Source organism: Celeribacter sp. (assembly GCF_048266405.1).
In the GTDB taxonomy this organism is placed as follows: Bacteria; Pseudomonadota; Alphaproteobacteria; order Rhodobacterales; family Rhodobacteraceae; genus Celeribacter.
On the sequence record NZ_JBLWZO010000001.1, the window covers coordinates 304,832 to 331,587 of the forward strand.

The following is a 26,756-nucleotide window of genomic DNA, read 5'->3' on the forward strand; positions in this document are numbered from 1 at the left end:
TTAGAACATGTCGGGGAGCAGCCCCACGGTGACAGACCCGATAGGAAGGCCGGAATCAGGATCGGTAATGGTCATTGAGGCCTGCCCTTGATAAGCGCCCGTTGATCGGTCGACTTCCATATTCCCGATGTGGATCGCACCGACACCGACCCCGAAGGTCTTGGAAAATTTGTCTTCGTCACCCTGCCAATAATCGGAGGTCGCAACGGAGGCAGCGACATTCAGGCCGAGGGCATCGGTCACGAACACTTCTGTAATCATCTCGTCCGAGGCCTCGACAATCATACGCAAGAAGTCACCCGCAGCGCCGTCGAGAACCTGACTGCGAAGCGTCCCTGTACGTCCTGTGGCCCGCCATTCATTATCGAGCGCGATAATCTCTTCCTCCGACAAACCGACGGTGACGAGGTTCTGGGCGCGAATGGCCTCAATCAAGATGCGATTATGAACCCACTCCGACACCGTGTGCGTCATATAGAGTGTCATATGTGGCGCGAATTCGTTGTCATTATTCTCTTCGGCGGCCATTGAAGGGACCGCCATGACACAGATCGCAACCGAGGCGAACAAAGCCAAAGCAAGACGGTATAGCGATGAGAAGGCCTTAACCATGTGCGTTTCCCTTTCATAGTCTTGAGCATTGTGCGCAGGAAGTCTTACCACCTGATTAATCCGGACCATTTTGTTTCGCCCTCGGATCAAATATCTGAATCACAGCTTGCCAAGTCCCATCTGATACACCCCCATACGCCTCTCGATTACGAATTTCCGATGCTGTTAGCGCAAACTCCATTCGGTTTTTCGCGCCTCTCTCATCTTTTTGTGTGCAATAGTATACAAAAGCGCAATCGACCCCTTGATTGGACTCGCAAAACCCGTCAAAAGCACGCTAGCGAAACCCCTCATCCAGCCAGGGAGGCCAAGCCCCATGACAGTTGTAGTCGGTAATGACACCGCCAAAACACGCCGTACGCTCGACGTAAACGGTAAGACACTCGCATATTACTCAATCCCCGCCGCGCAAGAGGCCGGATTTGGTGATTTCTCCAAACTCCCCGCATCGCTCAAAGTGGTGCTCGAAAACATTCTGCGGTTCGAGGATGGCGGCTTCTCCGTCTCCACCGACGACATCAAGGCCTTCGCCGAGTGGGGCGCCAAAGGTGGCAAGAACCCACGCGAGATTGCCTACCGCCCTGCCCGCGTGCTGATGCAAGACTTCACCGGTGTTCCTGCCGTGGTTGACCTCGCCGCGATGCGCGACGGTATCAAAGCCCTCGGTGGCGACGCCAAGAAGATTAACCCGCTGGTTCCCGTTGACCTCGTGATTGACCACTCGGTCATGATCGACGAGTTCGGCAACCCGCGTGCGTTCCAGATGAACGTGGACCGTGAATACGAGCGCAACATGGAGCGCTACCAGTTCCTCAAATGGGGTCAGACCGCGTTTGAAAACTTCCGCGTTGTGCCACCCGGCACAGGCATCTGTCACCAGGTGAACGTGGAATACCTCGCGCAAACCGTTTGGACAGACAAAGACCAAAACGGCGTTGAAGTGGCCTACCCCGACACGCTCGTCGGCACAGACAGCCACACCACAATGGTCAACGGCATGGCCGTTCTTGGTTGGGGTGTTGGCGGCATCGAGGCCGAAGCTGCTATGCTCGGTCAGCCGATCTCCATGCTGATCCCTGAGGTTGTTGGTTTCAAACTGACAGGCGAAATGGTCGAAGGCACCACAGGCACCGACCTTGTGCTCAAAGTTGTGGAAATGCTGCGCGCCCACGGTGTTGTTGGCAAATTCGTCGAATTCTACGGCGACGGCCTCGACAACCTGCCACTGGCACAGCGTGCGACAATCGCCAACATGGCACCCGAATACGGCGCGACATGCGGCTTCTTCCCTATCGACAACGAGACCCTGCGCTACCTCAAGCAAACAGGTCGCGACGAAGATCGTATCGCTCTGGTCGAAGCCTACGCCAAAGAGAACGGCTTCTGGCGTGGTGCGGATTACGCGCCGATCTACACCTCGACGCTCGAACTCGACATGGCCACCATCGTCCCTGCGATCTCCGGTCCGAAACGCCCACAAGACTACGTGGCGCTCACCGAGGCGAAATCTGCATTCGCAAACGAGATGGCCGAGACCTTCAAACGCGACATGGCGAAGGCTGTGCCTGTGAAGGGCGAAAACTACGACATGACCTCCGGGAAAGTCGTGATTGCCTCCATCACATCGTGCACCAACACATCCAACCCCTACGTGATGATCGGGGCGGGTCTCGTGGCACGCAAAGCGCGCGCTCTGGGTCTGAACCGCAAACCGTGGGTCAAAACCTCGCTGGCCCCTGGTTCGCAGGTTGTGACCGAGTATCTGGAGGCCGCAGGTCTGCAAGAGGATCTGGACGCGATCGGCTTCAACCTCGTGGGCTACGGCTGTACGACCTGTATCGGGAACTCCGGTCCGATCCAGCCCGAGATTTCCGAGGCGATTGCCGAAGGTGATCTGGTGGCCACGGCTGTGCTGTCGGGCAACCGCAACTTCGAGGGCCGTATCTCCCCCGATGTGCGCGCCAACTACCTCGCCTCGCCACCCCTCGTAGTGGCCTATGCCCTTGCTGGCGACATGACCATCGACATCACGACCGAGCCACTTGGTCAGGACAAAGATGGCAATGACGTCTACCTCAAAGACATCTGGCCATCGAATGCCGAAATCGCGGAACTGGTCGAAAAGACCGTGACCCGCGAAGCCTTCCTCAAAAAATACGCCGATGTGTTCAAAGGCGACGAAAAATGGCAGGCGGTCGAAGTGTCTGGCGGCGAAACCTACGATTGGCCACCAACCTCGACCTACATCCAGAACCCACCCTACTTCCAAGGGATGGCAGCGGAGAAAGGCACGATCCACAACGTCAAAGACGCCAAGGTTCTTGCGGTCTTGGGCGATATGGTCACTACCGACCACATCTCGCCTGCTGGCTCCTTTGCCCAGACAACACCCGCTGGCAAGTATCTCATCGAACGCCAAGTAGCTCCGCGTGAGTTCAACTCCTACGGCTCGCGTCGCGGCAACCACGAGATCATGATGCGCGGCACATTTGCCAACATCCGCATCAAGAACGAGATGCTCGACGGGGTCGAAGGTGGCTACACCAAGGGTCCAGATGGCGAACAAGCCGCGATCTACGACGCGTCCATGGCTTACCAAGAGGCCGGCACACCGCTTGTGATCTTTGCGGGCGAACAGTACGGCGCGGGCTCCTCGCGTGACTGGGCGGCCAAAGGCACGGCGCTGTTGGGCGTCAAGGCCGTCATCGCCGAAAGCTTCGAGCGTATTCACCGTTCCAACCTCGTTGGCATGGGTGTGGTTCCGTTCGAATTCACAGGTGGCGACAACCGCAAGTCTCTGGGCATCACGGGCAATGAAACCGTGACCATCCTGGGTCTGGACAGCGTGAAACCTCTGCAAGAGTTGACCGCAACCATCACCTATGAAGATGGCAGCACCAAGGACATCACCGTCAAGTGCCGCATCGATACGGCGCCTGAGATCGAATACATCGAAAACGGCGGCGTTCTGCACTACGTGCTGCGCAATCTCGCCAAGTCGTAAGACGACATTCGGTTCAAGACAGGGAAAGGCCCCGCCATCTGGCGGGGCCTTTTCTTTGAGTATGTTGCAGCGAAGAAGACGCGCTGCCCGATTTCACCGTCAGGCGCTTTGCTTAAGCCTTTCCAGCTCCGCTGCATCAAAGGCCGTCGCCGTATTCACACAGTCGAGCGCGGCGCAGCGGTCTACCCATGCCGCGATTTCGGGCACAGCGGGCACGCCGTCGCGGAACCAGAAATAGGTCGAGGAAATGAGCAGGTCGGCGGCGGTCATGTCATCGCCCATGAGGAACGGACGCCCGTCCGAAAGCGCCTCTTGTAGCACCGCGACAGCTTCAGGAATGCCGCGCCATGTCGTGGTGAAAACGGGATGTTCGGCCTGTGCAAATCCCAGCACATAGACGGGTTCAAAGACATTGCCATACCACGTCATCCACGACAGGTAGGTGCCGCGTCCACTCTCGCCAACTGCACGGCCATGGGAGCCGAAACGGTCGGTGAGGTAGATCATGATCGCATTGCTTTCGCGGATCTGCTCGCCCTCCTCGGTGACAAGCAGCGGCACCTTGCCCTCGGAGTGCGGGTTGGCAGGGTCTTTGCCGCCCGAGCCATCCTGACGCGCGACGGTTACGGTGACGATCTCGACATGATCGCGGATGTCCATCGCGTCGATCAGGCTCACGATGCGGGTCGAGCGGGAATTGGGGGCGTGGTAGAGGGTGAGCATCTGGGTATCTCCTAAGTTGACGTTACGGGGACAAACTGACACGGTTATCCTGTCAATTTCTGTCAGTAGCATTCGCCGATGATCTCCGCATGTCCAAATCCGACCGCCTCTTTCGCCTGCTCCATCTGATCCGCGGCCTCGCGCCGCCCGTGACCGCTGCGCGTCTGGCGGGGGCGATGGAGGTATCCGAGCGCACGATCTACCGCGACATTGAGGCTCTGAGGGTTGCGGGCGCACGGATCGAAGGGGAAGCGGGTGTGGGCTACACCATGACCGAAGACCCCGCCCTACCGCCGCAGACATTCTCGCAACTGGAAATCGAGGCATTGGTTCTGGGATTGTCGGAGGTGCAGTCGCGTGGCGATGCGGCACTCTCGGAGGCGGCGGCGGATGCGCTGACAAAGATCACCGCGACCCTGAACGAGCGCCAACAGCGGCAGGCGGCTCATGCCGTGAACCTTGTGCATCGCTTCTATGAACCTGAGGTGCCAAAGGTCGATATGACCGTGTTGCGTGAGGCGACATGGACGGAAACCGCGCTCGATATCACCTATTGCGACGCGGAGGGGCGCAGGAGCGAAAGACGTATTTACCCGCTGGCGATTGTCTATCTCGACCATCGCGTGATGATCCTCGCATGGTGCGGTCTGCGCCAGGATTTTCGCAAGTTCATCGCGGATCGGATCGAGAACGCACGCCGCACAGACGAGAGCTTCCGCCCGCGCCGCGTGCCTCTTTTGCGGGACTACATCGCCGTTTTAGGCGCCCGTGAGCACCAGCCCGAGGGCACATAACCGCGTTCAAGTTTCATGGTTAATCCTTTGTTAAGGCGCAATCGCGCCACATTTATTAAGCATTAATTCCCATCACACACCCGATCTCCGCCAAACGGAAAGCCCATAGTTATGAAACGTAATGTCCTTGTTCCCAGTCTACTCGCCACAGCCATTTCTATGGTTGCAAGCGGTGCGAATGCGCTCCCGGTTTCGACGACCTTTGACGGTTCCGTCGCAACCATGTCGCAAACCAGGTCCTTCTTGGTCCTTGGAAGCACGGACATCTATTCACAAATGTCTGTGTTCTCATTCAGCGTCGATGACGGTGGGTTTTCGTTTGGCGTCGAGGCCGAAAACGATGCGTTTGACCCCTACATCTATGTCTTTGAAGATGATGGCCGTCTGAGCAGCCGAGACCTGATCGCCCAAAATGACGATATCTCTTACCCCGATAATCTGGATTCTTATCTGTCCACCACATTGGCCGCAGGCGATTATTTCGCCGTGGTTGGTCAATGGATTTGGGGCGAAAACAATGGGGCTAATGGCCTTGATTACGGCACAGGGATTGTGGACGGCAACCTCTATGCCATGACCGCAAACTGGAACGACCTGCCCCAGAACGGTACGGTTGAGGCCACCTATAATTACCAGATCACAATGACGGGCGAGAACCTGATTGTGGACGGCGTTCCTGCTGTGCCGCTGCCCGCCTCATTGCCGCTTTTGGCAGGGGCCTTTGCGCTGCCGATGCTCCTGCGCCGTCGCAAGAAAAACGCAAGCACCGCCCCACTTGCGGCTATGCCCGCGTAAGACGACCACAGGTCAACACAGACACAAAGCCGTCCCTCGGGGCGGCTTTTGCGCTTCGTCACTCCTGTTGTTCTCCCTCAGGGATCGCGTAATAGTCGCCCTTGTCGGCGGTAAAGATGTGTTTTTTCAACACCATGCCCGTAGGGTTGGCAAACAGACCCGCCGAGACCGCGATATGATCGTCGCCATCTGGATGGAAAAACAACACCGTGCCGCAGGTCGGGCAAAACCCGCGTCGCACATCGGGTGTTGCCCTGAACCACGCCACATGGTCCTCACCCGCAATCGTGGTGTTCGCCCGCGGGAGGTTGACGCTCGCCCAGACATGCCCCGACTGGATACGGCACAGCGTACAATGACAGGCCACAGGTGCGGGCAGTGCGCCCTCAAACGTCACGGTCACAGCACCGCACAGACATGATCCAACAGCCATATGTTTCCCTTTAAAGTTTGGGTTGATTGACCCGTTTGGACAACTCTTCTGCGCTCTCGACCCGCTCGGAATAGCGGTCGGTCAGCGCGGGGCGGCCACGGGTCATGTAAGTAAACTTCACCAACTCCTCCATCACATCGACAATGCGGTTGAGATAGGGAGAGGGTTTCATACGGCCCTGTGCGTCAAATTCGTCCCATGCCTTGGCCACCGAACTTTGGTTGGGGATCGTCACCATCCGCATCCAACGGCCCAGAATGCGCATCTGATTGACGGCATTAAAGCTCTGCGAGCCGCCACAGACCTGCATCACGGCGAGGGTTTTTCCCTGTGTCGGGCGCACCCCGCCCAAGCTCAGCGGCAACCAGTCAATCTGGGTTTTCATAATGCCCGTCATCGCACCGTGGCGTTCGGGCGAGGACCACACCATACCCTCCGACCACATCGCCAATTCGCGCAGTTCGGCCACTTTGGGATGGTCTGGTTCGACACTGTCGGGCAAGGGCAGATCACGCGGGTCAAACACCCGCACTTCGGCGCCGAGGTGACGCAATATCCGCACGCCTTCTTCGGCCGCCAGACGTGAAAACGACCGCTCGCGCAGAGAGCCGTACAACACCAGCAAACGCGGGGCGTGGTGATCGTCATCGGCGGTGCAGTATTCCGCAGGATCAATCGGGGAAAGAAAATCGAGATTTACACCGGGAAGGTCAGTCATATCAGAGCCTTATAGAATGTCTTTTACAGATTCAGGGGGACGTCCCAAAGCCACGCCTTTGGCCGCGACCACCACGGGGCGCTCCATCAATTTAGGATGCGCGGCGATGGCGTCGAGAATGGCATCGGCGTCGGATGAAGCGGTGATTCCGAGAGCTTTGGCCTCTGCTTCCTTAGGGCGCAAAAACGCCGAAGCATGCAGGCCCGAGCGCGCGACCCAATCGGCGAGCGTCGCGCGGGACACTGGCGTGTCCAGATAGGCGACCACTTCGGGGGTGAACCCTGCGTCTTCGATCAGGGCGAGGGTTTCACGGGACTTTGAGCAGCGTGGATTGTGATAGATCGTGACCATAACTGGACCTGTTGTCTGGGGACTGTCGTTGGCGCAAGTGTGGCGCGTGTCGTCGCGGGACGCAACGCGAAAGCGGCTCCGAAAAAGACCCGTTTCTGACGCATCCTCATCTTTTGTTAACCATTCCTCTCTACGGTTCACAACATGACAAATCATTGCCGCGAACAGCACGCCCGAGAAACAGGCCAGATCGACACACAGGCCACAGACGCACCCACGCGAAGTCTGGCCTCAACGCTTCTCCCTTGGAGCGAGATGCTGCTGCTTTTGCCGCTCTTGGTTTTGGTCCTTTTATAACCTGCATATTAGATCGCTGTGACATTGCGCCGACAAGAGTGAGCGCGTAAGTTCCCCTCGAACCTTACCTAGGGAGAACACCATGTCGGACAGAACTCTGAGCTTTGAGACCCTGCAAGTCCATGCAGGCACCGAACCTGACGCCGCAACAGGCGCACGTCAGGTTCCAATCTATCAAACCACATCCTACGTTTTCAAAGACGCGGATCACGCTGCGCGCCTCTTCAATCTCGAAGAAGTGGGCTACATCTATTCCCGTCTCACCAACCCCACCGTCATGGCGCTCGCCAATCGCATCGTTGCCCTTGAGGGCGGTGTCGGCGGCATCGCATGTTCCTCGGGTCACGCGGCTCAGATCATGGCGCTGTTCCCGCTCATGCAGCCCGGCTGCAACATCATCGCCTCGACACGTCTCTACGGCGGCACCCACACGCAGTTCGCCCAGACCTTCAAACGCTTTGGTTGGTCCGCAAAATTCATCGACTTTGACGATCTCGACGCAGTGCGTGACGCCATCGACGATGACACCCGCGCGATCTTCTGCGAGACCATCGCCAACCCCGGCGGTGTGATCACCGACCTCGACGCCATCGGCAAAATCGCGGACAAAGCTGGTATTCCTCTGGTCGTCGACAACACCACTGCGACTCCCTACCTGTGCAACCCGATCAAACACGGGGCCACTCTGGTCGTCCATTCCACGACGAAATACCTAACGGGCAACGGCACCGTCACAGGCGGCGCCGTGGTCGACAGCGGCAAATTCGACTGGGCCGCTTCGGGCAAATTCCCGTCTCTCTCCGCTCCTGAGCCTGCCTATCACGGTCTGACCTTCACCGAGACCTTCGGCCCGATGGCCTTCACCTTCCACTCCATCGCCGTAGGCCTGCGCGATCTGGGCATGACCATGAACCCACAGGCCGCTCACTACACGCTGATGGGGATCGAAACCCTCAGCCTGCGGATGCAAAAACACGTCAAAAACGCGCGCGAAATCGCAACATGGCTTGAGGGCGACGACCGTATTGAGGAAGTGACCTACGCAGGTCTGCCCTCCTCGCCCTACTACGACCGCATGACGCACATCTGTCCACGCGGTGCAGGTGCGCTCTTCACGATCGCGCTCAAGAGCGGTTACGAAGGCTGTATCGACACCGTCAGCAAACTGACCCTGTTCAGCCACGTGGCCAACCTTGGCGACACGCGCTCGCTGGTGATTCACCCTGCATCGACCACCCACCGCCAGTTGACACCCGAAGAGCAAGAAAGCGCGGGCGTGGGCCGCAACGTCTTGCGTCTGTCCATCGGGATCGAAGATGTCGAAGACCTGATTTGGGATCTGGACCAAGCGTTGAGCTAAACGCGCTCCCCCCCAAGCACGCGAAAGGCCGCCCCAACAGGGCGGCCTTTTTCATATCTCGTTGCCACAGCGCGGAACGCTCTACTCTGCTGCGGCTTTCGCGATCTCTGGACGGATGTATTTGTCCAACACCTCGACGGTAATCGGCCCCGCAAAGCGATAGGCGATGCGTCCCTTCCCGTCGATCACATAGGTCTCAGGCACGCCGTAGACACCCCATTCGAGCGCTGTGCGGCCAGGCTCGTCTTGGCCAATCGCCGCATAGGGGTTGCCCATCTCATCCAGAAATCCACGCGCAGCGGGAGCTTCGTCTTTGTAGTTGATGCCGTAAATGGTGATGCCCTCGGCGGACATGGCTTCCAGTTGCGGATGCTCGGCACGGCACGGCGCACACCATGACGCCCAGTAGTTCACAAGCTTCACACCCTCTGCGTCCAGCAGATCATCGGTCAGAGGCGGCAAATCACCAAGCGGTGTGATCGACGCAATTGAAGGCGCGTCCTTGCCCGCCTGCGCCGTAGGCAACCGACGCGCATCATCGCGCCCCATGCCAAAGATGAACAGGCCCGCAAGCACGGCAAACAAGACTGGTGGGACCACCATAAGAGGAGAGATTTTAGCCATTTCAGTGTCCTTGTGTGCGGGCCGCTTTACGCGCTTCCGCATCTTTGAGACGTTTTTTCACAGCCCGTGATCGCGCCAAAGAACGCCAGATCAACAGAGCCAACAAAAGCAGCGATATGCCATATGCGGCAAAGACATCGCCTGCGTATTTTCCGAGGTCGGGCATCATCAGCCTTGAACCCTTTCGCGCATTTCAATGGCTTGCAGACGGCGCTGACGGATTTCGGTCCGTGTCCGCAACAAAACAAGCGCAATGAATAACAGAACAAACCCCGCAATTGCCATCAAAGCGGGATACCAAAAGACATCGGCCACGTTTTCCTCCGCGTCCATCGACAGCGAGGCCCCTTGGTGCAGGCCTTGGTTCCAGAACAGCACCGCGTAGCGCGACAACAGTGCGAAGACCGAACCGACAAGGCACAACACCGACGTGAGATCGGCGGCGGTGTCGGGGTTCTCAATCGCCTCCCAAAGCGCCATGTAGCCAATGTAGAACAGCAGCAAGATAAGAAACGACGTCAGACGCGGGTCCCATTCCCAATAGGTGCCCCACATCGGCTTACCCCAGATTGCCCCTGTCACCAGTGCGATCAAGGTCATTACCGCGCCGATGGGGGCTGCGGCTTTGGCCGCAAGCGCGGAGACATGGTGACGGCGCACAATCCAGATCAGAGAGGTGATGAGCATCATCACCCAGATATTGATCGCCATCATCGCAGAGGGCACGTGGAGGTAGAAAATCTTGACTGTGGCCCCTTGGCGATAATCGTCAGGCGTCAGGAAAAAGCCCCAGAACAATCCGCCAGCAAACACGACAGCGGCCAAGACGGCCACCACGGGCAGCGCCTTATCCGTCCACCCCATAAACTTGCGGGGGTTCGCCCATTCCCAGATTGCGTTCCAACCTGATGCCATCTCATTCTCCCTTTGTCACCCGCCACAGTATGTCAGACGACCCTAAGCCTCAACTCACCTCAACGCGATCCGAATGGCTGCGGCTGCGGCAAAGGGCAGCAAGGCCACCGAACCCGCCGATATCCCCGCCTGCATCATCAGCGGTGTGGTGACAAGAAACCCTTCCGCACCACGCCGCACCACTTCAGCGCCGAAAATCAGTGTCGGAATGTAGAGCGGGAGAACCAAAAGGCTCATCAACAACCCGCCGCGTTTCAATCCGACCGTGATCGCCGCACCAAACGCGCCGATAAAGGACAGCGCGGGCGTGCCGATCAACAGCGTAATGATCAGCCATTTGTAAGCCGCCCCATCAAGGTGCAGCAAGAACCCGAGCGCAGGGGCCGCAATCACAAGCGGCAAGCCCGTGGTGATCCAATGCGCCAAGGCCTTCATCGCGACAACGCCCTCAAGCGGGATCGGAGCCGTAGCCAAAAGGTCGAGCGAGCCATCCTCGAAATCGAGCGCGAAAATGCGATCAAGCGACAGCAGACAGGCCAACAGCGCCCCGACCCACAAGATCCCCGGCGCAATCGCGGCAAGACGTTCGGAATTGGGACCAACACCAAAGGGGATCAGTGTCACGAGGATCAAAAAGAACCCAAGGCCAAGACCGAACCCGCCCCCTGCCCGCACTGCGAGCGTCAAATCGCGCCACAGCAACCGGATCATAAGAAGGCCTCATCGAAATCGTTATGCACAGTGTCTGGACGCGCCTTAAACGGGGTCACATCGAACACCGTCTCGTCAAACCCGAGGTCGATATGCGTGGCGATTACCGCCGCGCCCCCTGCGGCCACATGGGCTTTCACGGCCGCCCCGAACAGCGCGACAGACGCCGTATCCAGCGACACCGTCGGCTCGTCAAGAACCCAGACAGGGCGTCCCGTCACAAGCAGACGGGCAAGGCCCAAGCGGCGCTTTTGTCCTGCCGAGAGGTTCCCCGCAAGACGGTCGCGCAACCCGTCGAGGTCAAACTTTTCAAGTGCGGATTCAATGTCATGGCCGCCGTAAACCCCTGCCCAAAAGGCGAGGTTCTCGGTCACGGTCAATGTGGTCTTCAACCCGTCAGCGTGCGCCGCGTAGGCCACCGTTTCTGGATCACAATCGACCTGCCCCGCATAGGGCGGTTGCAGCCGCGCAAGGGTGCGCAACAGCGTGGTCTTGCCCGACCCGTTCGGCCCGCGCAACACCAGAACCTCCCCCGCCGAGACGGCGAAGGACAGCCCCTCAAGCACAGGCATCCCGCCGCGCGAGACAGTCAGGTTGTGAACTGAAATCAAACTCATGGCGCCCACTCTATAGAGGATACGGCGTCAGGTGAACTGACACGGATCAAACAGGCAAAAGAGCCACAGCAATGCGGCGTCCCTCAGAGGCGAGAATGTTATAGCTGCGGCACGCGGTGGGCGTGGCCATGACCTCGGCTCCGATCCCTGCGGCGTCGAGTTGGCGACGCAGAGCGGTTGGAATATGCGCCATCTCCGGCCCTGTGCCGAACAGGATGAAATCGACCCGCTCCGCAAGCGCCAAGAGCGAGGCGGCATCGTCATAGCCGCCCCACGCCGCAGGTGTAGGGCCAATCAAGAGCATGGCCCCCTCATGCACTTCGCCATTCACCCGAAAGAAGTTCGGACCATAGCCGTCAATCGGCACCGCGTCCTCAAATGGCATATCGTTGATCTGCATCTGCACGCCTCCCTGGACGGTGTTACGGGTCGAAATCCTTAGACAGAACTGCCGTCAGCCTGAATGCCGGGGGCGAGGTCTTTCTTCTCCCAATCGCGTTTCACACCGAGCCACAGCAAGATGTTGGAGGCGATAAAGACAGAGGACCAAGTCCCGACCACGATACCGAGCGTCATCGCAAAGACAAAGCCACGGATCACATCGCCGCCCAAAACCAACAGCGCGATGAGCGCCACAAGCGTGGTTCCAGAGGTCATGATCGTGCGCGACAATGTCTCGTTGATCGACATGTTCAGCACACCCGCCAGATCCATTTTCTTATACTTGCGCAGGTTCTCACGCACACGGTCGAACACCACCACCGTATCGTTGAGCGAGTAGCCCACGATGGTCAACAGTGCCGCAATGATGGTCAGGTCGAACTGGATTTTGAAGATCGCAAATATCCCGATTGTGATGGCGATGTCGTGGATAAGTGCCACCACGGCACCAAGCGCGAACTGCCATTCGAACCTCAACCAGATGTAGAACAACACGGCGGCCATAGCGGCGGCCACGGCGTAAACGGCGGTCTTGATCAACTCGCCCGACACCTTTGGCCCGACCGATTCCACCGATGGGAATGTGATGCTCTCATCCACCTGCTTGAGTGTGTCCTCAACCAATTGGATCGTCTCTGGCGCAATAGATGCCACATCGTCTTGAGCTTCAATGCGGATCATCGCGACGTGTTGGTTCTCGGCAAAGTTCGGGTCGAACACTTCGGTGATCGACACATCGCCAAAGCCCAAAGGCGCGAGTGCGGCACGGTATTCGCCTACGTCCACAGCCGTTTCGGACTGGGTCCGAATGGTTGTCCCGCCACGGAAATCAATACCAAAGTTGAGCCCCATAAGCAGGAAGGACACCAAGGACACCACCACCAGAAGGCCAGAGAAGCCAAAGGTGATCTTGCCCGTTTTAAAGAAATCGACCGTCGTGTTGTCGCGCACAAGTTTGAGCCCACCGAGCGTCCACCCTTTGCGGTTTTTGCGGCCATACCACACGACCACAATCGCGCGGGTCACATAGATAGCGGTAAACACGGAGGTCAAAATCCCGAGGGCAAGCGTCACGGCAAAGCCTTTGACAGGCCCCGACCCCATAACGAACAAGATCGCCGCAGTGAGGAAGGTGGTGATATTGGCGTCGATGATGGCCGAGAGCGCCTTTTCATAGCCCAACTCAATCGCACGCCCTGCCCCTTTGGCGGTTCTCAACTCTTCGCGGATACGTTCAAACACCAGCACGTTGGCGTCCACGGCCATACCGACCGTCAACACGATCCCCGCTATACCAGGAAGGGTCAGCGTCGCACCGATCATCGACAACAGCCCGAACAGCAACCCGACGTTGATGATCAGGGCGATGTTGGCAAAGATACCAAATAACCCGTAGGACACAGCCATAAAGATCAGCACAGCAGCAAAGGCCACCATCGTCGCCATTTTACCCGCCTCGATACTATCGGCCCCAAGCTCGGGACCGATGGTGCGTTCTTCGAGGAAGTTGATCTTTGCTGGAAGCGCCCCTGCGCGCAGCAACACGGACAATTCGGTGCTTTCCTCAACGGTGAAATTCCCCGTGATCTGGCCGGAACCGCCACGGATCGCCTCATTGATACGCGGCGCGGAAATCACCTCATTATCAAGTACGATGGCAAATGGCGCACCGACATTCGCAGCGGTGTATTCGCCGAATTTACGCGCCCCCGATGGATTGAAGCGGAAGGTCACAGCGGGCCGTCCGTTTTGGTCAAACGCAGGTTGGCTGTCCGTCAACTCATCGCCAGACACAACTGGGGTCTCTTCGAGAATGTAATAGACACCCGCCTGATCGAGCGACGGCGCGATGAAGTTCCGCGCACCAGGGGCTTGGTCAGGGTTCGTCGTCTGGCCAACAACAGGGTTGAACGTCAGCTTCGCGGTGGTGCCTATCAGGGATTTCAATTCGGCAGCCGACCCAATGCCGGGCACCTGAATGAGAATACGGTCGTCGCCTTGGCGCTGGATGGTTGGCTCACGGGTGCCGACCTCATCCACACGACGGCGGATAATTTCGAGCGACTGCTGCATGGTGCGGGCATCGGTGGCGGATTTTTCAGCCTCCGACAGCTCAACGGTCAGCACGTCATTAGTGGCAGAAACCACGTAATCGTTCTGCCCCGCAGCGGTCAAAGAGACCACAGGTGAGGACAATTTACGCACAGCAGCCAGAGCCGCTTCCATCCCCTCCGCTTGGGAAATACGCACACGCAGCACACCGTCAGGCGCATCAAGGCGGCGAATGGTACCCACCGTGGCGCGCTCGTCACGCAGGGCATCGCGCACATCAGGCCACAGCGCATCAATCCGCGCCGCATAGACTTCTTCGACCTCAACCTCACCGAGCAAATGTGCCCCCCCGCGCAAATCAAGCCCGAGGTTCACGAGGTTCGACGGCAAAAACGACGGCCACGCATCACGGGCTGCGGCCCGTTCGGGTGTCTCGCCCGCGCTCTCGATTGCAGCTACGGCATCATTGTGCCCCTCAACCCGTGCGTAAAACGCATTGGGCAACGCAGCATAGAGCCCAAGGGCCACAAGCCCCCAGATCACAATCTTTTTCCAAAGCGAGATTTGCAGCATAATATCTTTGCCTGTCGGTTTGGGCACGAGCCCGTTTTAGGGAGCGCCCTTGGTCAGGACGCGGCAGTCTGTGGTCAAAAGCGGACAAGGCCCGCTCACTATCGGGCGGGCCTTGTCGTTAACGCAGCGCCTCTTAGGACGCAGGCTCGGTTTTCGAGATCACGTTATGGAGGGTGGCCCCCACGATGCGGACCTTCACGCCATCGGCCACTTCGACGTCGAGCGTGCCGTCTTCGCGCACTTTGGTCACTTTTCCGTACATGCCGCCCGCGGTCACAACTTCGTCGCCGCGACGCACAGCTGCGATCATCGCCTGATGCGCTTTGGCTTTCTTTTGCTGTGGGCGGATCATGAGGAAATACATGATCGCAAAGATCAGGATCAGCGGCGCGAATTGCATGATGGGGTTAGCAGCAGCGCCACCGGCGGCTTGTGCATATGCGGGGGTTACGAACATCTGGTCGTCCTTTTTGATTGAAGTCGCGGGAGGACACACCCCCCAAGTCGCCGCGCACCCTATCTGTGGCCTGTGACCTTGGCAAGAAAGCCTGCTCTATTTTTAACGGGCATGTGATACCGCACAGGTGTGAACACGTGCCCAATTCTATAAGGCGGCCATAAGTTGCACCGCAAATCACACATATGTGTCGACCACCCGTCCCTTTTCACGGCGGCAGGTGTAGTTCACATAAGGAGCTGGAGGATTCACAAACAAGACAGTGGAGCGGAGAACAAGACCCCCGTTGATCCCGCCCGCGCCCTATTGCATAAGCTGTGTCAAAGTGACCTCGTATTGTAAGGACTTCCACAGATGCACGACATCAAGGCCATCCGCGAAAACCCTGACGCTTTTGACGCCGCTATGGCACGCCGTGGGCTGTCTGGCCTCTCTGCACAGGTGCTTGCCATCGACGAGTCGCGCCGCGCCAAGATCGGCGCTGCCGAAGAGGCCAAAGCCGAACAGAACCGCGCGTCCAAAGAAGTGGGCGCCGCCAAAGGCCGTGGCGACGAGGCAGAGTTCGAGCGCCTGCGCGCCCTCGTAGCCGAGAAAAAGGCCGAAGTTGCCCGCCTCAATGACGAGGCCAAGGCCGAGGACGACAAACTCACCGACCTGTTGGCCCGCATCCCCAACATCCCCGCCGACGACGTGCCCGAGGGGGCCGACGAGGCCGACAACGTCGAGATCAAACGTTGGGGCGATGTGCCGAAATTCGACTTCGCACCCAAAGAGCATTTCGAATTGGCAAGCGTGGCCGCGTCGATGGACTTCGCCACGGGGGCCAAAACCTCTGGCGCACGGTTTGTGATGCTCAAAGGGGCCGTGGCCCGCATTCACCGCGCTTTGTCGCAATTCATGATCGACACCCATGTGGACGAAAACGGTCTCACGGAGATCAACACGCCCGTTCTGGTGCGCGACGAGGCGATGTATGGCACTGATAAGCTGCCGAAATTCGGCGAGGACAGCTACCAGACCACCAACGGGTGGTGGCTCATCCCGACCTCCGAAGTGCCGCTGACCTACTCGGTCGCAGGCGAGACGCTCGACGAATCCGCCCTGCCCATCCGTATGACCGCGCACTCTCTGTGTTTCCGCTCCGAGGCGGGCAGCGCAGGCCGCGACACCTCTGGCATGTTGCGCCAACACCAGTTTGAAAAGGTCGAGATGGTCTCGATCACCCATCCTGATGCCTCTGAGGACGAACAAAAGCGGATGCTTGGCTGTGCCGAAGGATTGCTCGAAAAGCTCGGCGTGCCCTATCGCACCGTTGAGCTTTGCACAGGCGACATGGGCTTTGGCGCGCGCCGCACCTTTGATATTGAGGCGTGGTTGCCAGGTCAGGACGCCTACCGCGAAATCTCGTCCGTATCGACCACAGGCGCGTTTCAGGCCCGCCGCATGAATGCACGTTTCAAACCCGCAGATGGTGGCAAGCCGCAGTTCGTGCATACGCTCAACGGCTCCGGTTTGGCCGTGGGACGGACATTGATTGCGGTGTTGGAAAACGGCCAGAACGCCGATGGCTCGGTGACCTTGCCCGCCGCACTCGCCCCCTACCTTGGTGGCAAACTGACCCTGACTGTCGAGGGCACCCTCGCGTAACTGCGACCATTCCAGACAGACAAAGACGGCGCCCTTCGGGGCGTCGTTTCATCTTTTTGTGATCCACATCTCCACCCCACGCGTATCCCCCCAATGACACAGATAAAACCTCTGCTCACCTTCGCCGCGACCCTCGCCTTTGTGCTTGGGCCATTCATGACGCCCGATTTCGGTGGATTTGATCCCGACCTTTACCCGATCCCGCAAATCGACCCGCCCGTGCAGCCCGCAGGCTATGCATTTGCGATCTGGGGTGTGATTTATCTGTGGTTGCTGGTCTCGGCGGGGTTCGGGCTCATCAAACGCGCAGACGCGCGTGAATGGCGTGCCATGCGCAGCCCCCTGATCGTCTCGCTCGTCATCGGAGCCGCATGGTTGCCCGTGGCGATGGTTTCGCCTGTATGGGCGGTGATCATGATCTTTGCCATGCTCGCCACCGCGCTCATGGCCCTTGGCCGCGTCCCAAGAACCGACCCGTGGTTCGCACGCGCACCGATCGCACTCTACGCAGGATGGCTCACCGCCGCCTCCTTTGCGGGATTGGGGCTCCTTGGTGCAGGCTACGGTCTTGGGCTGGGCCAAGTCGGCTGGGCCTACCTGTGTCTGATTGGGGCCTTTATCGTCGCCCTCTATGGAACCCTCGTTCTACGCCCTGATGCGCCGCTTTACCCGCTAGGCGTCGCTTGGGCGCTGATCGCCATCACGGTGCAAAACTGGGGAAGCCACTGGGGCGTGGCGAGTGTAGCAGCCCTCGGTGCGGGCATACTCCTCGTCCTCACATATTTGGCCTACGACCAACACAAACTCACCGCACAACGATGGGCCGAACACCGCACCTAGCAGCCAGACACAGTGAGCAACGCCTCCGCACGACGCGCGACCTCATCAACCCTGTCAGACATCGGCAGGCGTTTGGCATAGATGTCATTGAGCGGCACCCAAGCCGCATCAAGCGCGTCATCGGCAGCCACGGGATCACCCGAAACATAGACGCATAACACAGCTCCTAGCACGAAATGATGGGTCACATCTCCCTGCCCGTTTCGATGGATAAACTCAGCGGTATCAATAAGTTGATTAGCCGTGGCAATGACGCCTGTTTCCTCGGTCAATTCACGCACCGCCGCCTCGGCAAAACTCTCGCCAAACTCCACATGTCCGCCCGCAAAGCCCCACGTCCCCGCGTCAGGCGGATTTCTGCGTTGCACCAAAAGCGCGCAGCCGTCGCGCACCACAACCGCCAAAGCCCCGAGTTTTGGGCTGGGTGACGTCATTTCCCGCCTCGTTTGCGGGCTGCATTTTTCTCAAGCATCGGCTTGAGATAGCGACCCGTGTGGGAGGCTTCGATCTCGGCCACCTCTTCGGGCGTGCCAGTGGCCACGATCTCACCACCGCCGTCACCGCCCTCGGGACCGATGTCGATAATGTGGTCGGCGGTTTTGATCACGTCGAGATTGTGCTCGATCACGATCATCGAATTGCCCTGATCCACCAACTCGTGCAGCACTTCGAGCAGCTTTTTCACATCCTCGAAATGCAGACCCGTGGTCGGCTCATCAAGGATATAAAGCGTGCGCCCCGTGGAGCGTTTTGCCAGTTCTTTCGAGAGCTTCACCCGCTGCGCCTCACCGCCCGAAAGCGTCGTCGCCTGTTGGCCAACCTTGATATAACCAAGGCCAACCCGCATCAGCGCATCCATCTTTTCACGGATGCTCGGCACAGCGGCAAAGAAGGTCTGCGCATCCTCAACCGTCATATCAAGAACATCGGCTATACTCTTGCCTTTAAACTTAATTTCGAGTGTCTCGCGATTGTAGCGCTTGCCCTGACAGGTCTCGCATTCGACGTAGACATCGGGCAAAAAGTGCATCTCGATCTTGATCACACCATCGCCTTTACAGGCCTCACACCGCCCACCTTTGACGTTGAACGAGAACCGTCCCGGCTTGTATCCACGCGCCTTAGCTTCGGGCAGGCCCGCGAACCAATCACGGATCGGGGTGAAGGCGCCCGTGTAAGTCGCGGGGTTGGAACGCGGGGTGCGCCCGATGGGCCGTTGGTCGATGTCGATCACCTTGTCGAGGTGTTCCAGCCCTTTGATCGTCTCGCAGGGCGCAGGCGTTTGCCGCGCACCGTTCAGGCGCATTGAAGCGGTCTTGAACAGGGTTTCGATGGTGAGCGTAGATTTGCCCCCGCCCGACACGCCAGAGACACAGACAAACTGACCCAAGGGGAACTCTGCCGTGACCTCCTTGAGGTTGTTGCCCGTGGCCTTGACCACTTTGATCTTCTTCTTGTTGCCCTTGCGCCGCTTGACGGGAATGGCAATCTCGCGCGTCCCTGTGAGGTACTGCCCCGTCAGGGAGGCTGGGTCAGCCTCAATATCGGCAGGCGTCCCTTTGGCAACCACCTGACCACCGTGGACCCCTGCGCCCGGGCCGAGATCGAAGACGTAATCGGCCTCGCGGATCATATCCTCATCGTGTTCAACCACGATCACCGTGTTCCCCTGATCGCGCAGATTTTTCAGCGTCCCGATCAGACGGTCATTGTCGCGTTGGTGCAGCCCGATTGACGGCTCGTCCAACACGTAAAGCACGCCCTGAAGGCCCGATCCGATCTGGCTCGCCAGACGGATACGTTGGCTTTCCCCACCCGATAAGGTCCCCGCATTGCGGCTCATTGTCAGGTATTCAAGACCGACATTATTGAGAAATCCGAGGCGCTCACGGATCTCTTTGACGATAGCGCGGGCGATGTCCTGTTTCTGGCGGGTCATCTGACCCATCACATTATCAATCCACGCATAGGCCTCACGGATCGACATGTTGACCACTTGACCGATGTGCAGCAATTCCTCGGGTTTGCCACCGAGCGGGCCGATTTTGACGGCCAAAGCCTCCTCGCGAAGACGGTAGCCGCCACAAGCTCCACAGGGGCGGTTGTTTTGGTAGCGTTCGAACTCTTCGCGCACCCAATTGCTATCCGTTTCACGGTAGCGGCGCTCCATGTTCGGCACCACGCCCTCAAAGCTGCGCGTGACTTCGTAGACGCGCCCTCCCTCGTCGTAGCGGAACGGAATTTCTTCCGTCCCAGAGCCGTAGAGAAACACCTGTTGGACATGCGCAGGCAGGTCTTTCCACGGGGTCTTGGCGTCAAATTCGTAGTGTTTGGCAAGGGCTTCGATGGTTTGCAGGAAAAACGGCGTTTTCCCCTTGCGCCACGGCGCAATCGCCCCGTCAGCCACTTTCAGCGCGTGATCAGGCACCACGAGGCGTTCGTCGAAAAACAGCTCCATGCCAAGTCCATCACAGGTCGGACAGGCCCCGAACGGCGCGTTGAACGAGAACAGCCGCGGTTCAATCTCGGGGATCGTAAAGCCACTCACGGGACAGGCGAAATTCTCCGAGAAGGTCGTTCGCACGGGGTCTTCGCCGTCCCTCGGCGCGGTTTCCAGAATGGCAATTCCGTCGGCCAGATCAAGAGCCGTGCGCAGACTGTCGGCCAGCCGCGTCTCCAACCCCTCGCGCACCACCAGACGGTCAACAACAACGTCGATGTTGTGGCGGAATTTCTTGTCCAGCGTGGGCGGTTCATCCAGCTCGTAGAATTCGCCGTTGACCTTGACCCTCTGGAACCCTTGCTTGCGTAACTCAAGGAAGTCCTTGCGGTATTCGCCTTTTCTGTCGCGCACAATCGGCGCGAGGAGATAGCCGCGTGTGCCCTCCTCCATCGCCATGATGATATCGACCATATCCTGAACCTGCTGCGCCTCGATCGGCTCTCCCGTGGTCGGGGAATAGGGCGTGCCTGCGCGAGCAAATAGCAGACGCATATAGTCGTAGATTTCCGTGACCGTGCCCACCGTGGAGCGCGGGTTTTTCGAAGTGGTTTTCTGCTCGATGGAAATGGCGGGCGACAGGCCGGAGATGTGATCAACATCGGGTTTTCCCATCATATCAAGGAACTGACGCGCATAGGCGCTCAAGCTCTCGACATAGCGGCGCTGCCCTTCGGCGTAGACGGTATCAAAGGCAAGCGATGATTTGCCTGACCCCGACAGCCCCGTAATCACCACCAATTGGTCGCGCGGAATATCCACATCAATGTTTTTGAGGTTATGCTCACGCGCCCCGCGCACTTCGATTGATTTAAGATCGGCCATCTGCCCTACACACCCTTAGAATTTCCGCGCCTCGACGGCCCATTCATATCTAGTGGGTTGGCGCGGGGCTTCCAACACAAAAGTGAGAACAAAGTGTGAACTTGGGCGCATTAGGCCACTTTTTCACCCATCACGCCTCCAAGGCCCGCTCCTTGGCCTACGCCCCAATGGTTTTGGTGATTTCATCACAGACGCCCCGCCGCGCACCTCGTATTTCAACCTCAACACAAGCACAAGATTACAAAGGAATCACCCATGTTTGGACTGTTTAACTCTGCGCCAAAGGTCTCCGTTGACGAGGTCAAAGCGGGCATGGCTGCGGGCGATATCGTGCTCGTTGACGTGCGTGACACGTTGGAATTACGCGGCTCTGGCAAGGCAAAGGGCGCGATTAATGTACCCTTGGTCGCGTTGCAAATGAGGGCCAACCCGTCATCGCCCGAATGCCTGCCCGAGTTCAAACAGGGCAAGCGCATCGTGCTCTATTGCGCCTCAGGGGCCCGCTCGTCTGGAGCGGCGCGGATGCTGCGCCAGTTTGGACACGAGACGGTCGACAACTTGGGTGGCTTGTACGATTGGACACACGGCGGCGGCGAAATCGAACACGTCTAAATGTCGGACAAAACACAAAAAAGGCGCGCCACCCAAACGAGGAGACGCGCCTTTTCTTTGCGTGGCGGATCATTCCGCGGGTTCGGTCACTTCGGTAAATGTGCCCTCGAACTTGGCCCCATCAGGGCGCATGGTATTGCCCGTAGTGTCGTTTTCTGGCCCGACATATAGGCTGCGACGCGCCGAAAACCGACCCGCGATAAAGCGCATAAATTCAGTGACCCGCGGCACATGGCGCAGGTCGGGATGGGTCAACACCCAGATCGGCATATGATCGGTGAGCGCCACATTCGGCACCCGCACCAACCCCGGATCGGGGTCGCCCAAGAAATGCGAACAGCGCACAATACCAACGCCCTGACGCGCCAAGGACAGCGCCGACACCATATCATCGGTATGGATCGCCACACGGCACGACGGTAGATCGGCAAAGAGCGTCGAGGGGCATATTTGTGCGGCCGGCGTAAAGGAAATGAACGGCAACCGCGTTTCCACATCGGTGCCGTTCAGGACATCTGCGTAGCGCTCAACGAAGGCAGGCGAAGCAAACCACCCTGCCCGCTGCGCGGTCATCATCCGCCCCCAAAGGCTTTCCTCGGGGTTGCGGGTGACGCGAATGGCCACGTCTGCCTCACGGCGGTGCAGGTTCAACACCTCGGTCGCGCCCAAAATCGAAATCTCGATTCCGGGGTGCAAGGCCTTGAATTCTTTGAGGTCCGAGGCAAAATGATCATCCGCGAGCAAAGGCGGAATGGTGATTTTCAACTCACCTTGTTCGTTTTCGTCACGCGACGCCAAAGCCATATCGAGCGCAACCATACGCGCCTCGACCTCCTCGGCATGTGCAATAGCCACCTGACCCGCTTCGGTCGGCTGAAGACCAGAGGCTAGGCGGGTGAAGAAGCGCACGCCTGCGACATCCTCCGCCTTGGCCAACTGCCGTGACACGGTCGCGTGGTTCACCCCAAGCACACGTGCGGCACCGGATAAGCCGCCCTCACGGGCGACAGCGAGTATATATCTAAGAGAATCCCAATCAGTCATTGAGATAGGCTAACAGATGAGCGCAAACGCACAAGGGGCCGCGCCCACCTTTGCGTTTTTCCGCATATGGTCAATGTCCGCATCGTCCCTCACGCATAACACGGCCCACAACAGCAAAAAGCCCCACCAAAGGCAGGGCTTTCGCAGGTTCTATAATAAAACACTTAGATGTGGAGTGCGCGACCGTAAGCGGCCAACACGGATTCGTGCATCATTTCCGACATGGTCGGGTGTGGGAAGACAGTGTGCATCAGGTCTTCTTCGGTGGTTTCCAATGTCCTGCCGATCACAAAGCCCTGAATCATCTCGGTGACTTCCGCGCCAACCATATGTGCGCCCAAAAGCTCGCCCGTTTTCTCGTCGAAAATGGTTTTGACCAGCCCCTCGGCCTCGCCCATGGCGACCGCTTTGCCGTTGCCGATGAACGGGAATTTGCCAACCTTGACGCTGTAACCCGCCTCTTTGGCCTTTTCCTCGGTCAGACCGACGGAGGCCACCTGTGGGTGACAATAGGTGCAGCCCGCGATGGAATTGGGTTTGATCGGGTGCGGTTTCTGGCCCGCGATCAATTCCGCGACCATAACACCTTCGTGGGAGGCCTTGTGGGCCAGCCAAGGCGCGCCCGCGATGTCGCCAATGGCAAACACGCCCTCGACGCCCGTGCGGCAATACTCGTCCGTTACGACATGGGTGCGGTCGATTTTCACGCCAAGTTCTTCGAGGCCGATCCCCTCAACATTGCCGACGATTCCGACAGCGGAAATCACTGTGTCGAACTCTTGCGTGGTCGTACCTTTCGCGTCCTCAAAATGGGCAACAACCTTGCCTGCGGAGCGGTCCAGTTTCTTGACCGTGGTTTTCTCCAGAATGGTGATCCCTTGTTTTACGAACTGCTTTTTCGCAAAGGCCGAGATGTCTTTGTCCTCGACGGGCAGCACGCGATCCATGACCTCGACCACAGTGGTATCTGCGCCGAAGGTGTTGAAGAAGCTTGCAAATTCGATACCGATAGCCCCTGACCCAATCACGAGCAGCTTTTTAGGCATCCGTTTGGGGACAAGCGCATGGCGGTAGGTCCACACCAGATCGCCATCGGCCTCAAGACCGGGAAGTTCACGAGCGCGCGCCCCTGTGGCTACGATGATATTCTTGGCCAATAGCGTTTCTTCGCCCTTCTCGGTCTTGACCACAACCTTGCCTTTGGCAGCGATTTTGGCCTCGCCCATGATCGAGGTCACTTTGTTCTTCTTGAACAGGGTTTTGATACCGCCGTTCATCTGATTGGCCACGCCGCGCGAACGCTTCACAATGGCGTCGAGATCAAAGGAGAATTTATCAGCGGAGAGACCAAATTCCTTGGCCCGCTCCATGTTGTGATAGACCTCAGCCGAGCGCAACAGCGCTTTGGTCGGGATACAGCCCCAGTTCAGGCAGATGCCCCCAAGGTTCTCACGCTCGACACAGGCCACACTCAGGCCAAGTTGAGCGGCGCGAATTGCGGCCACGTAGCCGCCAGGGCCGGCACCGATTACAACGATGTCGAAGGTTTGATCTGCCATGAGGTCCTCCAGATTTTCAAATTAGTTTGATGCTAAACTAATTTGAAAATCAGAGCAACGACGCTGACGTTTGCAGCGCCGAAATCCTGATACCCACTAGGCGCATACCTGCTGCGCAATGCGCAACAGTCTGCATTTGGCCTCTGCCACGCAATTTCGATGCTTATGCGGCGAGTTTATCAAGCTCCTTGAGCAAGGCGGCATAGCCCCCCTCGGCCATAAACTGCGCTTCAGCCTCGGTGGTGCGACGGCCAAGTGCCTCGTTACGATAGGGAAAACGGCCAAACATGCGGATCACTTCACGGTGAACACGGGCGTGGAGCAGGTTGTTGTCCTGCCCTTTCAAGCGCTCGCACATCAGTCGCACACAACGATCCTGATCGGTTTGGCATTCGGAATGCATCAAAGGCAGGTAGAAAAATTGCCGCGCAAGCCCATCCACGCGCATATCCCACCGCTTTTCGATCACCGCTTTCGCGGCCGCCAACGCGGTGCGGTCGGAGGCAAAGGATTTGCCCGACCCACGAAACATGTTGCGCGGCATCTGGTCGTTCAGAATGATATAGGCCAACGCCCCCGTCGGGTAGGTCAGCCACAACGAATAGGCTCCCTCCTGCGCACGTTGCCATGTGAACTCGAACTCCTCGCGAATACGGGTATCCAGTTCCTCACTGCTGTTGTACCAGTCCTTTGGTTGCAACTCGTCGAGCCAAAAGGCCAGAATCTCTTCGGGAGTCTTTTCGGACTGTTGTGCGTGAATGGGGGCCATGTTCTCACTCCATCTCTGGCTCCAGTTAATAGAACTGTTACAAAACCCACCACATGACGCAAGTAAATTAAAACATACCCCATGTCAGCGGTAACATTGTTGCGCATTTGAAACATTTTATCAGGTCTGGAGCAGAGCGCGGCGCCCCGCGCAGGCTCACACCGACGGGGTAATAGACCCCGTTTCGCCACCAGTTGACGGATCATCAGCCTCGGCCAATTCAATCGCCACCTCCTGCGCCACTTCAGACGCCACAGGCGAGGTCGATGGCAGAACCGTAACGTAGTGCGAGGTCTCCTCGATCGGGATTGCGGCGCGACGTGTCGTGCGATAGGCGGCATAGCCCGCCACCAAGAACATCAAGACCGCCTGCAAGACCCAATAGCCATGCGGCCCCATCATCCCCATGAGATAGCCCGCAACCACAGGACCGCCCACGGCCCCGACCCCATTGATAAAGATCAGCCCACCTGAAGACGCCGCCATATCATCGGGATCAAGGTAGTCATTGGTATGAGCAATCAACAGTGAATACAGCGGGTTGGCCATCCCCCCTGTCATAAAGGCGGCAATCAGAACCACAGTGAGTGAGCTGCCAAATACGACCCCTGCCAGCGCCGAAGTTGCACCGACAAACGCCACAACAAGGATCACCACACGGCGATCCATGCGGTCTGAAATCCACCCGATGGGCAGTTGCAACATCACCGCGCCGATATAAATCACCGCGATAAAGGTCGAAATCTGCCCAAGGGTAAAGCCCGCCTGAGTTGCATAAACCGCCGCCATCCCCATTTGTGCGGCAAATACCCCGCCCATGAAAAACATCCCAACGCAGCCCAAGGGCGAGACCTCATACAGACGTTTGAGCGTCATCGGCTTGGAGGTCTCGAACGGCGGCGTCGGTGTCACAGAAAGCAAAATCGGCGCGAAGGAGACCGACACGAGTACGGAGGGGATGATGAACAAGACCCACCCCGATGGATCGCCTTGCGACAGGATCGCCTGTGCCACGACAATGCCAACCATCTGCACAACCATATAGGCCGACAGCGCCTTGCCGCGTACTTCGTTGGTGGAGGCATTGTTAAGCCAGCTTTCCGCCGTGACATACACGCCTGAGAAACAAAAGCCCAAGACCACGCGCAGCACCGTCCACGCCACGGGATGTGTCACCACGGGGAACAGGATCAAAGCAGCAGAAATGAAGGAGGCAAGTGCCGCAAAGACCCGCACATGGCCCACACGGCGGATCATCCACGGCGTGGTGCGCGACCCGCCCAAGAACCCCGCGAAATAGCCCGACATGATGATCGAGATATGAAAGGTCGAAAACCCCTCAAGCCCTGCGCGCACGCCCAAGAGAGAGCCTTGCAAGCCGTTGCCGACCATCAGGAGCAAGACGCCGAAAAGCAGCGCGGAGGAGGAAGAGAGAACTTGTTTCATTCCACAGCCCTGACAGATTCGCCGCGCAGGGGAAAGT

At 58.3% G+C, this 26,756-nt stretch carries 27 protein-coding genes; 8 read left to right on the plus strand and 19 right to left on the minus strand.

Annotated elements, in window-relative coordinates; translation table 11 throughout:
* Positions 1–612: a hypothetical protein gene (locus tag ACN0TS_RS01555; protein ID WP_417257555.1), complete on the minus strand. Its 612-nt coding sequence runs from the start codon at positions 610–612 to the stop codon at positions 1–3.
* 316 nt (positions 613–928) lie between these two features.
* Here ACN0TS_RS01555 and acnA point away from each other — a divergent pair, with 316 nt between their 5' ends.
* Positions 929–3,616 carry an aconitate hydratase AcnA gene (gene acnA, locus ACN0TS_RS01560; protein WP_417257556.1) on the plus strand — a complete coding sequence of 896 codons (2,688 nt, stop codon included), beginning with the start codon at positions 929–931 and terminating at the stop codon, positions 3,614–3,616.
* 99 nt (positions 3,617–3,715) lie between these two features.
* Here the strand turns inward: acnA and ACN0TS_RS01565 are convergent, their stop codons facing one another.
* Entirely contained in the window at positions 3,716–4,339 is a 624-nt protein-coding gene (locus tag ACN0TS_RS01565) for a glutathione S-transferase family protein (RefSeq protein ID WP_417257557.1), read from the minus strand.
* Positions 4,340–4,428: 89 nt separating this feature from the next.
* Between ACN0TS_RS01565 and ACN0TS_RS01570 the strand changes: the two genes are divergently transcribed.
* Together ACN0TS_RS01570 and ACN0TS_RS01575 are read left to right on the plus strand one after the other, a co-directional pair.
* Complete coding sequence (locus tag ACN0TS_RS01570) at positions 4,429–5,133, plus strand: helix-turn-helix transcriptional regulator (protein WP_417257558.1); 705 nt, start codon at positions 4,429–4,431, stop codon at positions 5,131–5,133.
* Positions 5,134–5,244: 111 nt separating this feature from the next.
* Positions 5,245–5,928: a DVUA0089 family protein gene (locus ACN0TS_RS01575; RefSeq protein WP_417257559.1), complete on the plus strand. Its 684-nt coding sequence runs from the start codon at positions 5,245–5,247 to the stop codon at positions 5,926–5,928.
* 58 nt (positions 5,929–5,986) lie between these two features.
* Here the strand turns inward: ACN0TS_RS01575 and ACN0TS_RS01580 are convergent, their stop codons facing one another.
* From ACN0TS_RS01580 to arsC, 3 genes are read right to left on the minus strand one after another with little or no spacing between them, the layout of a single operon-like run.
* Positions 5,987–6,361: a GFA family protein gene (locus tag ACN0TS_RS01580; RefSeq protein WP_417257560.1), complete on the minus strand. Its 375-nt coding sequence runs from the start codon at positions 6,359–6,361 to the stop codon at positions 5,987–5,989.
* Positions 6,362–6,371: 10 nt separating this feature from the next.
* Positions 6,372–7,079, minus strand: coding sequence for an arsenical resistance protein ArsH (gene arsH / locus ACN0TS_RS01585; RefSeq protein ID WP_417257561.1), 708 nt, complete (start codon positions 7,077–7,079; stop codon positions 6,372–6,374).
* 9 nt (positions 7,080–7,088) lie between these two features.
* Positions 7,089–7,430 (minus strand): arsenate reductase (glutaredoxin), encoded by a 342-nt coding sequence (gene arsC / locus ACN0TS_RS01590; RefSeq protein ID WP_417257562.1) that lies wholly within the window; start codon positions 7,428–7,430, stop codon positions 7,089–7,091.
* 144 nt (positions 7,431–7,574) lie between these two features.
* Here arsC and ACN0TS_RS01595 point away from each other — a divergent pair, with 144 nt between their 5' ends.
* On the plus strand, positions 7,575–7,727 hold the full coding sequence (locus ACN0TS_RS01595; protein ID WP_417257563.1) for a hypothetical protein: 153 nt from the start codon (positions 7,575–7,577) through the stop codon (positions 7,725–7,727).
* Between the two features lie 82 nt (positions 7,728–7,809).
* Positions 7,810–9,087, plus strand: a complete 1,278-nt coding sequence (locus ACN0TS_RS01600; protein ID WP_417257564.1) for an O-acetylhomoserine aminocarboxypropyltransferase/cysteine synthase family protein — start codon at positions 7,810–7,812, stop codon at positions 9,085–9,087.
* Between the two features lie 81 nt (positions 9,088–9,168).
* Here ACN0TS_RS01600 and ACN0TS_RS01605 read toward each other — a convergent pair whose 3' ends face one another.
* The 8 genes from ACN0TS_RS01605 to yajC form a co-directional block, all read right to left on the minus strand.
* The gene (locus ACN0TS_RS01605; RefSeq protein WP_417257565.1) at positions 9,169–9,711 is read right to left on the minus strand and encodes a DsbE family thiol:disulfide interchange protein; all 543 of its coding nucleotides are present in this window, start codon (positions 9,709–9,711) and stop codon (positions 9,169–9,171) included.
* A 1-nt stretch (position 9,712) separates the two neighbouring features.
* Complete coding sequence (gene ccmD / locus ACN0TS_RS01610; RefSeq protein ID WP_417257566.1) at positions 9,713–9,880, minus strand: heme exporter protein CcmD; 168 nt, start codon at positions 9,878–9,880, stop codon at positions 9,713–9,715.
* Positions 9,880–10,626, minus strand: a complete 747-nt coding sequence (locus ACN0TS_RS01615; RefSeq protein WP_417257567.1) for a heme ABC transporter permease — start codon at positions 10,624–10,626, stop codon at positions 9,880–9,882. The genes ccmD and ACN0TS_RS01615 overlap by 1 nt, the downstream gene beginning before the upstream one ends.
* A 54-nt stretch (positions 10,627–10,680) precedes the next feature.
* Positions 10,681–11,337, minus strand: a complete 657-nt coding sequence (gene ccmB / locus ACN0TS_RS01620; RefSeq protein WP_417257568.1) for a heme exporter protein CcmB — start codon at positions 11,335–11,337, stop codon at positions 10,681–10,683.
* Complete coding sequence (gene ccmA / locus ACN0TS_RS01625) at positions 11,334–11,954, minus strand: heme ABC exporter ATP-binding protein CcmA (RefSeq protein ID WP_417257569.1); 621 nt, start codon at positions 11,952–11,954, stop codon at positions 11,334–11,336. Before ccmA ends, ccmB begins: the two co-directional genes overlap by 4 nt.
* A 46-nt stretch (positions 11,955–12,000) precedes the next feature.
* A complete protein-coding gene (locus tag ACN0TS_RS01630; RefSeq protein ID WP_417257570.1) occupies positions 12,001–12,354 on the minus strand; it encodes an Mth938-like domain-containing protein in 354 nt (117 codons plus the stop codon).
* Between the two features lie 38 nt (positions 12,355–12,392).
* Positions 12,393–15,020, minus strand: a complete 2,628-nt coding sequence (secD, locus tag ACN0TS_RS01635) for a protein translocase subunit SecD (RefSeq protein WP_417258166.1) — start codon at positions 15,018–15,020, stop codon at positions 12,393–12,395.
* 133 nt (positions 15,021–15,153) lie between these two features.
* The gene (gene yajC, locus ACN0TS_RS01640) at positions 15,154–15,477 is read right to left on the minus strand and encodes a preprotein translocase subunit YajC (protein WP_417257571.1); all 324 of its coding nucleotides are present in this window, start codon (positions 15,475–15,477) and stop codon (positions 15,154–15,156) included.
* A 354-nt stretch (positions 15,478–15,831) separates the two neighbouring features.
* Here yajC and serS point away from each other — a divergent pair, with 354 nt between their 5' ends.
* Together serS and ACN0TS_RS01650 are read left to right on the plus strand one after the other, a co-directional pair.
* Complete coding sequence (gene serS, locus ACN0TS_RS01645; RefSeq protein WP_417257572.1) at positions 15,832–17,124, plus strand: serine--tRNA ligase; 1,293 nt, start codon at positions 15,832–15,834, stop codon at positions 17,122–17,124.
* Positions 17,125–17,217: 93 nt separating this feature from the next.
* A complete protein-coding gene (locus ACN0TS_RS01650) occupies positions 17,218–17,964 on the plus strand; it encodes a hypothetical protein (protein ID WP_417257573.1) in 747 nt (248 codons plus the stop codon).
* On the opposite strand, the gene ACN0TS_RS01655 is transcribed toward ACN0TS_RS01650, so the two are convergent.
* The gene (locus ACN0TS_RS01655; RefSeq protein WP_417257574.1) at positions 17,961–18,398 is read right to left on the minus strand and encodes an NUDIX hydrolase; all 438 of its coding nucleotides are present in this window, start codon (positions 18,396–18,398) and stop codon (positions 17,961–17,963) included. The genes ACN0TS_RS01650 and ACN0TS_RS01655 overlap by 4 nt on opposite strands.
* Positions 18,395–21,289 carry an excinuclease ABC subunit UvrA gene (gene uvrA / locus ACN0TS_RS01660; RefSeq protein WP_417257575.1) on the minus strand — a complete coding sequence of 965 codons (2,895 nt, stop codon included), beginning with the start codon at positions 21,287–21,289 and terminating at the stop codon, positions 18,395–18,397. The genes ACN0TS_RS01655 and uvrA overlap by 4 nt, the downstream gene beginning before the upstream one ends.
* Before the next feature lie 255 nt (positions 21,290–21,544).
* Here uvrA and ACN0TS_RS01665 point away from each other — a divergent pair, with 255 nt between their 5' ends.
* Positions 21,545–21,901, plus strand: coding sequence for a rhodanese-like domain-containing protein (locus tag ACN0TS_RS01665; protein ID WP_417257576.1), 357 nt, complete (start codon positions 21,545–21,547; stop codon positions 21,899–21,901).
* A gap of 69 nt (positions 21,902–21,970) precedes the next feature.
* On the opposite strand, the gene ACN0TS_RS01670 is transcribed toward ACN0TS_RS01665, so the two are convergent.
* The 4 genes from ACN0TS_RS01670 to ACN0TS_RS01685 all read right to left on the minus strand — a co-directional run bounded on the left by ACN0TS_RS01670 (position 21,971) and on the right by ACN0TS_RS01685 (position 26,719).
* The gene (locus ACN0TS_RS01670; RefSeq protein ID WP_417257577.1) at positions 21,971–22,945 is read right to left on the minus strand and encodes a LysR family transcriptional regulator; all 975 of its coding nucleotides are present in this window, start codon (positions 22,943–22,945) and stop codon (positions 21,971–21,973) included.
* A 164-nt stretch (positions 22,946–23,109) separates the two neighbouring features.
* Positions 23,110–24,504: a dihydrolipoyl dehydrogenase gene (lpdA, locus tag ACN0TS_RS01675; protein WP_417257578.1), complete on the minus strand. Its 1,395-nt coding sequence runs from the start codon at positions 24,502–24,504 to the stop codon at positions 23,110–23,112.
* A gap of 163 nt (positions 24,505–24,667) precedes the next feature.
* The gene (locus tag ACN0TS_RS01680; RefSeq protein WP_417257579.1) at positions 24,668–25,273 is read right to left on the minus strand and encodes a DUF924 family protein; all 606 of its coding nucleotides are present in this window, start codon (positions 25,271–25,273) and stop codon (positions 24,668–24,670) included.
* A 156-nt stretch (positions 25,274–25,429) separates the two neighbouring features.
* Positions 25,430–26,719, minus strand: a complete 1,290-nt coding sequence (locus ACN0TS_RS01685) for an MFS transporter (protein WP_417257580.1) — start codon at positions 26,717–26,719, stop codon at positions 25,430–25,432.
* Positions 26,720–26,756 lie beyond the last annotated feature (37 nt).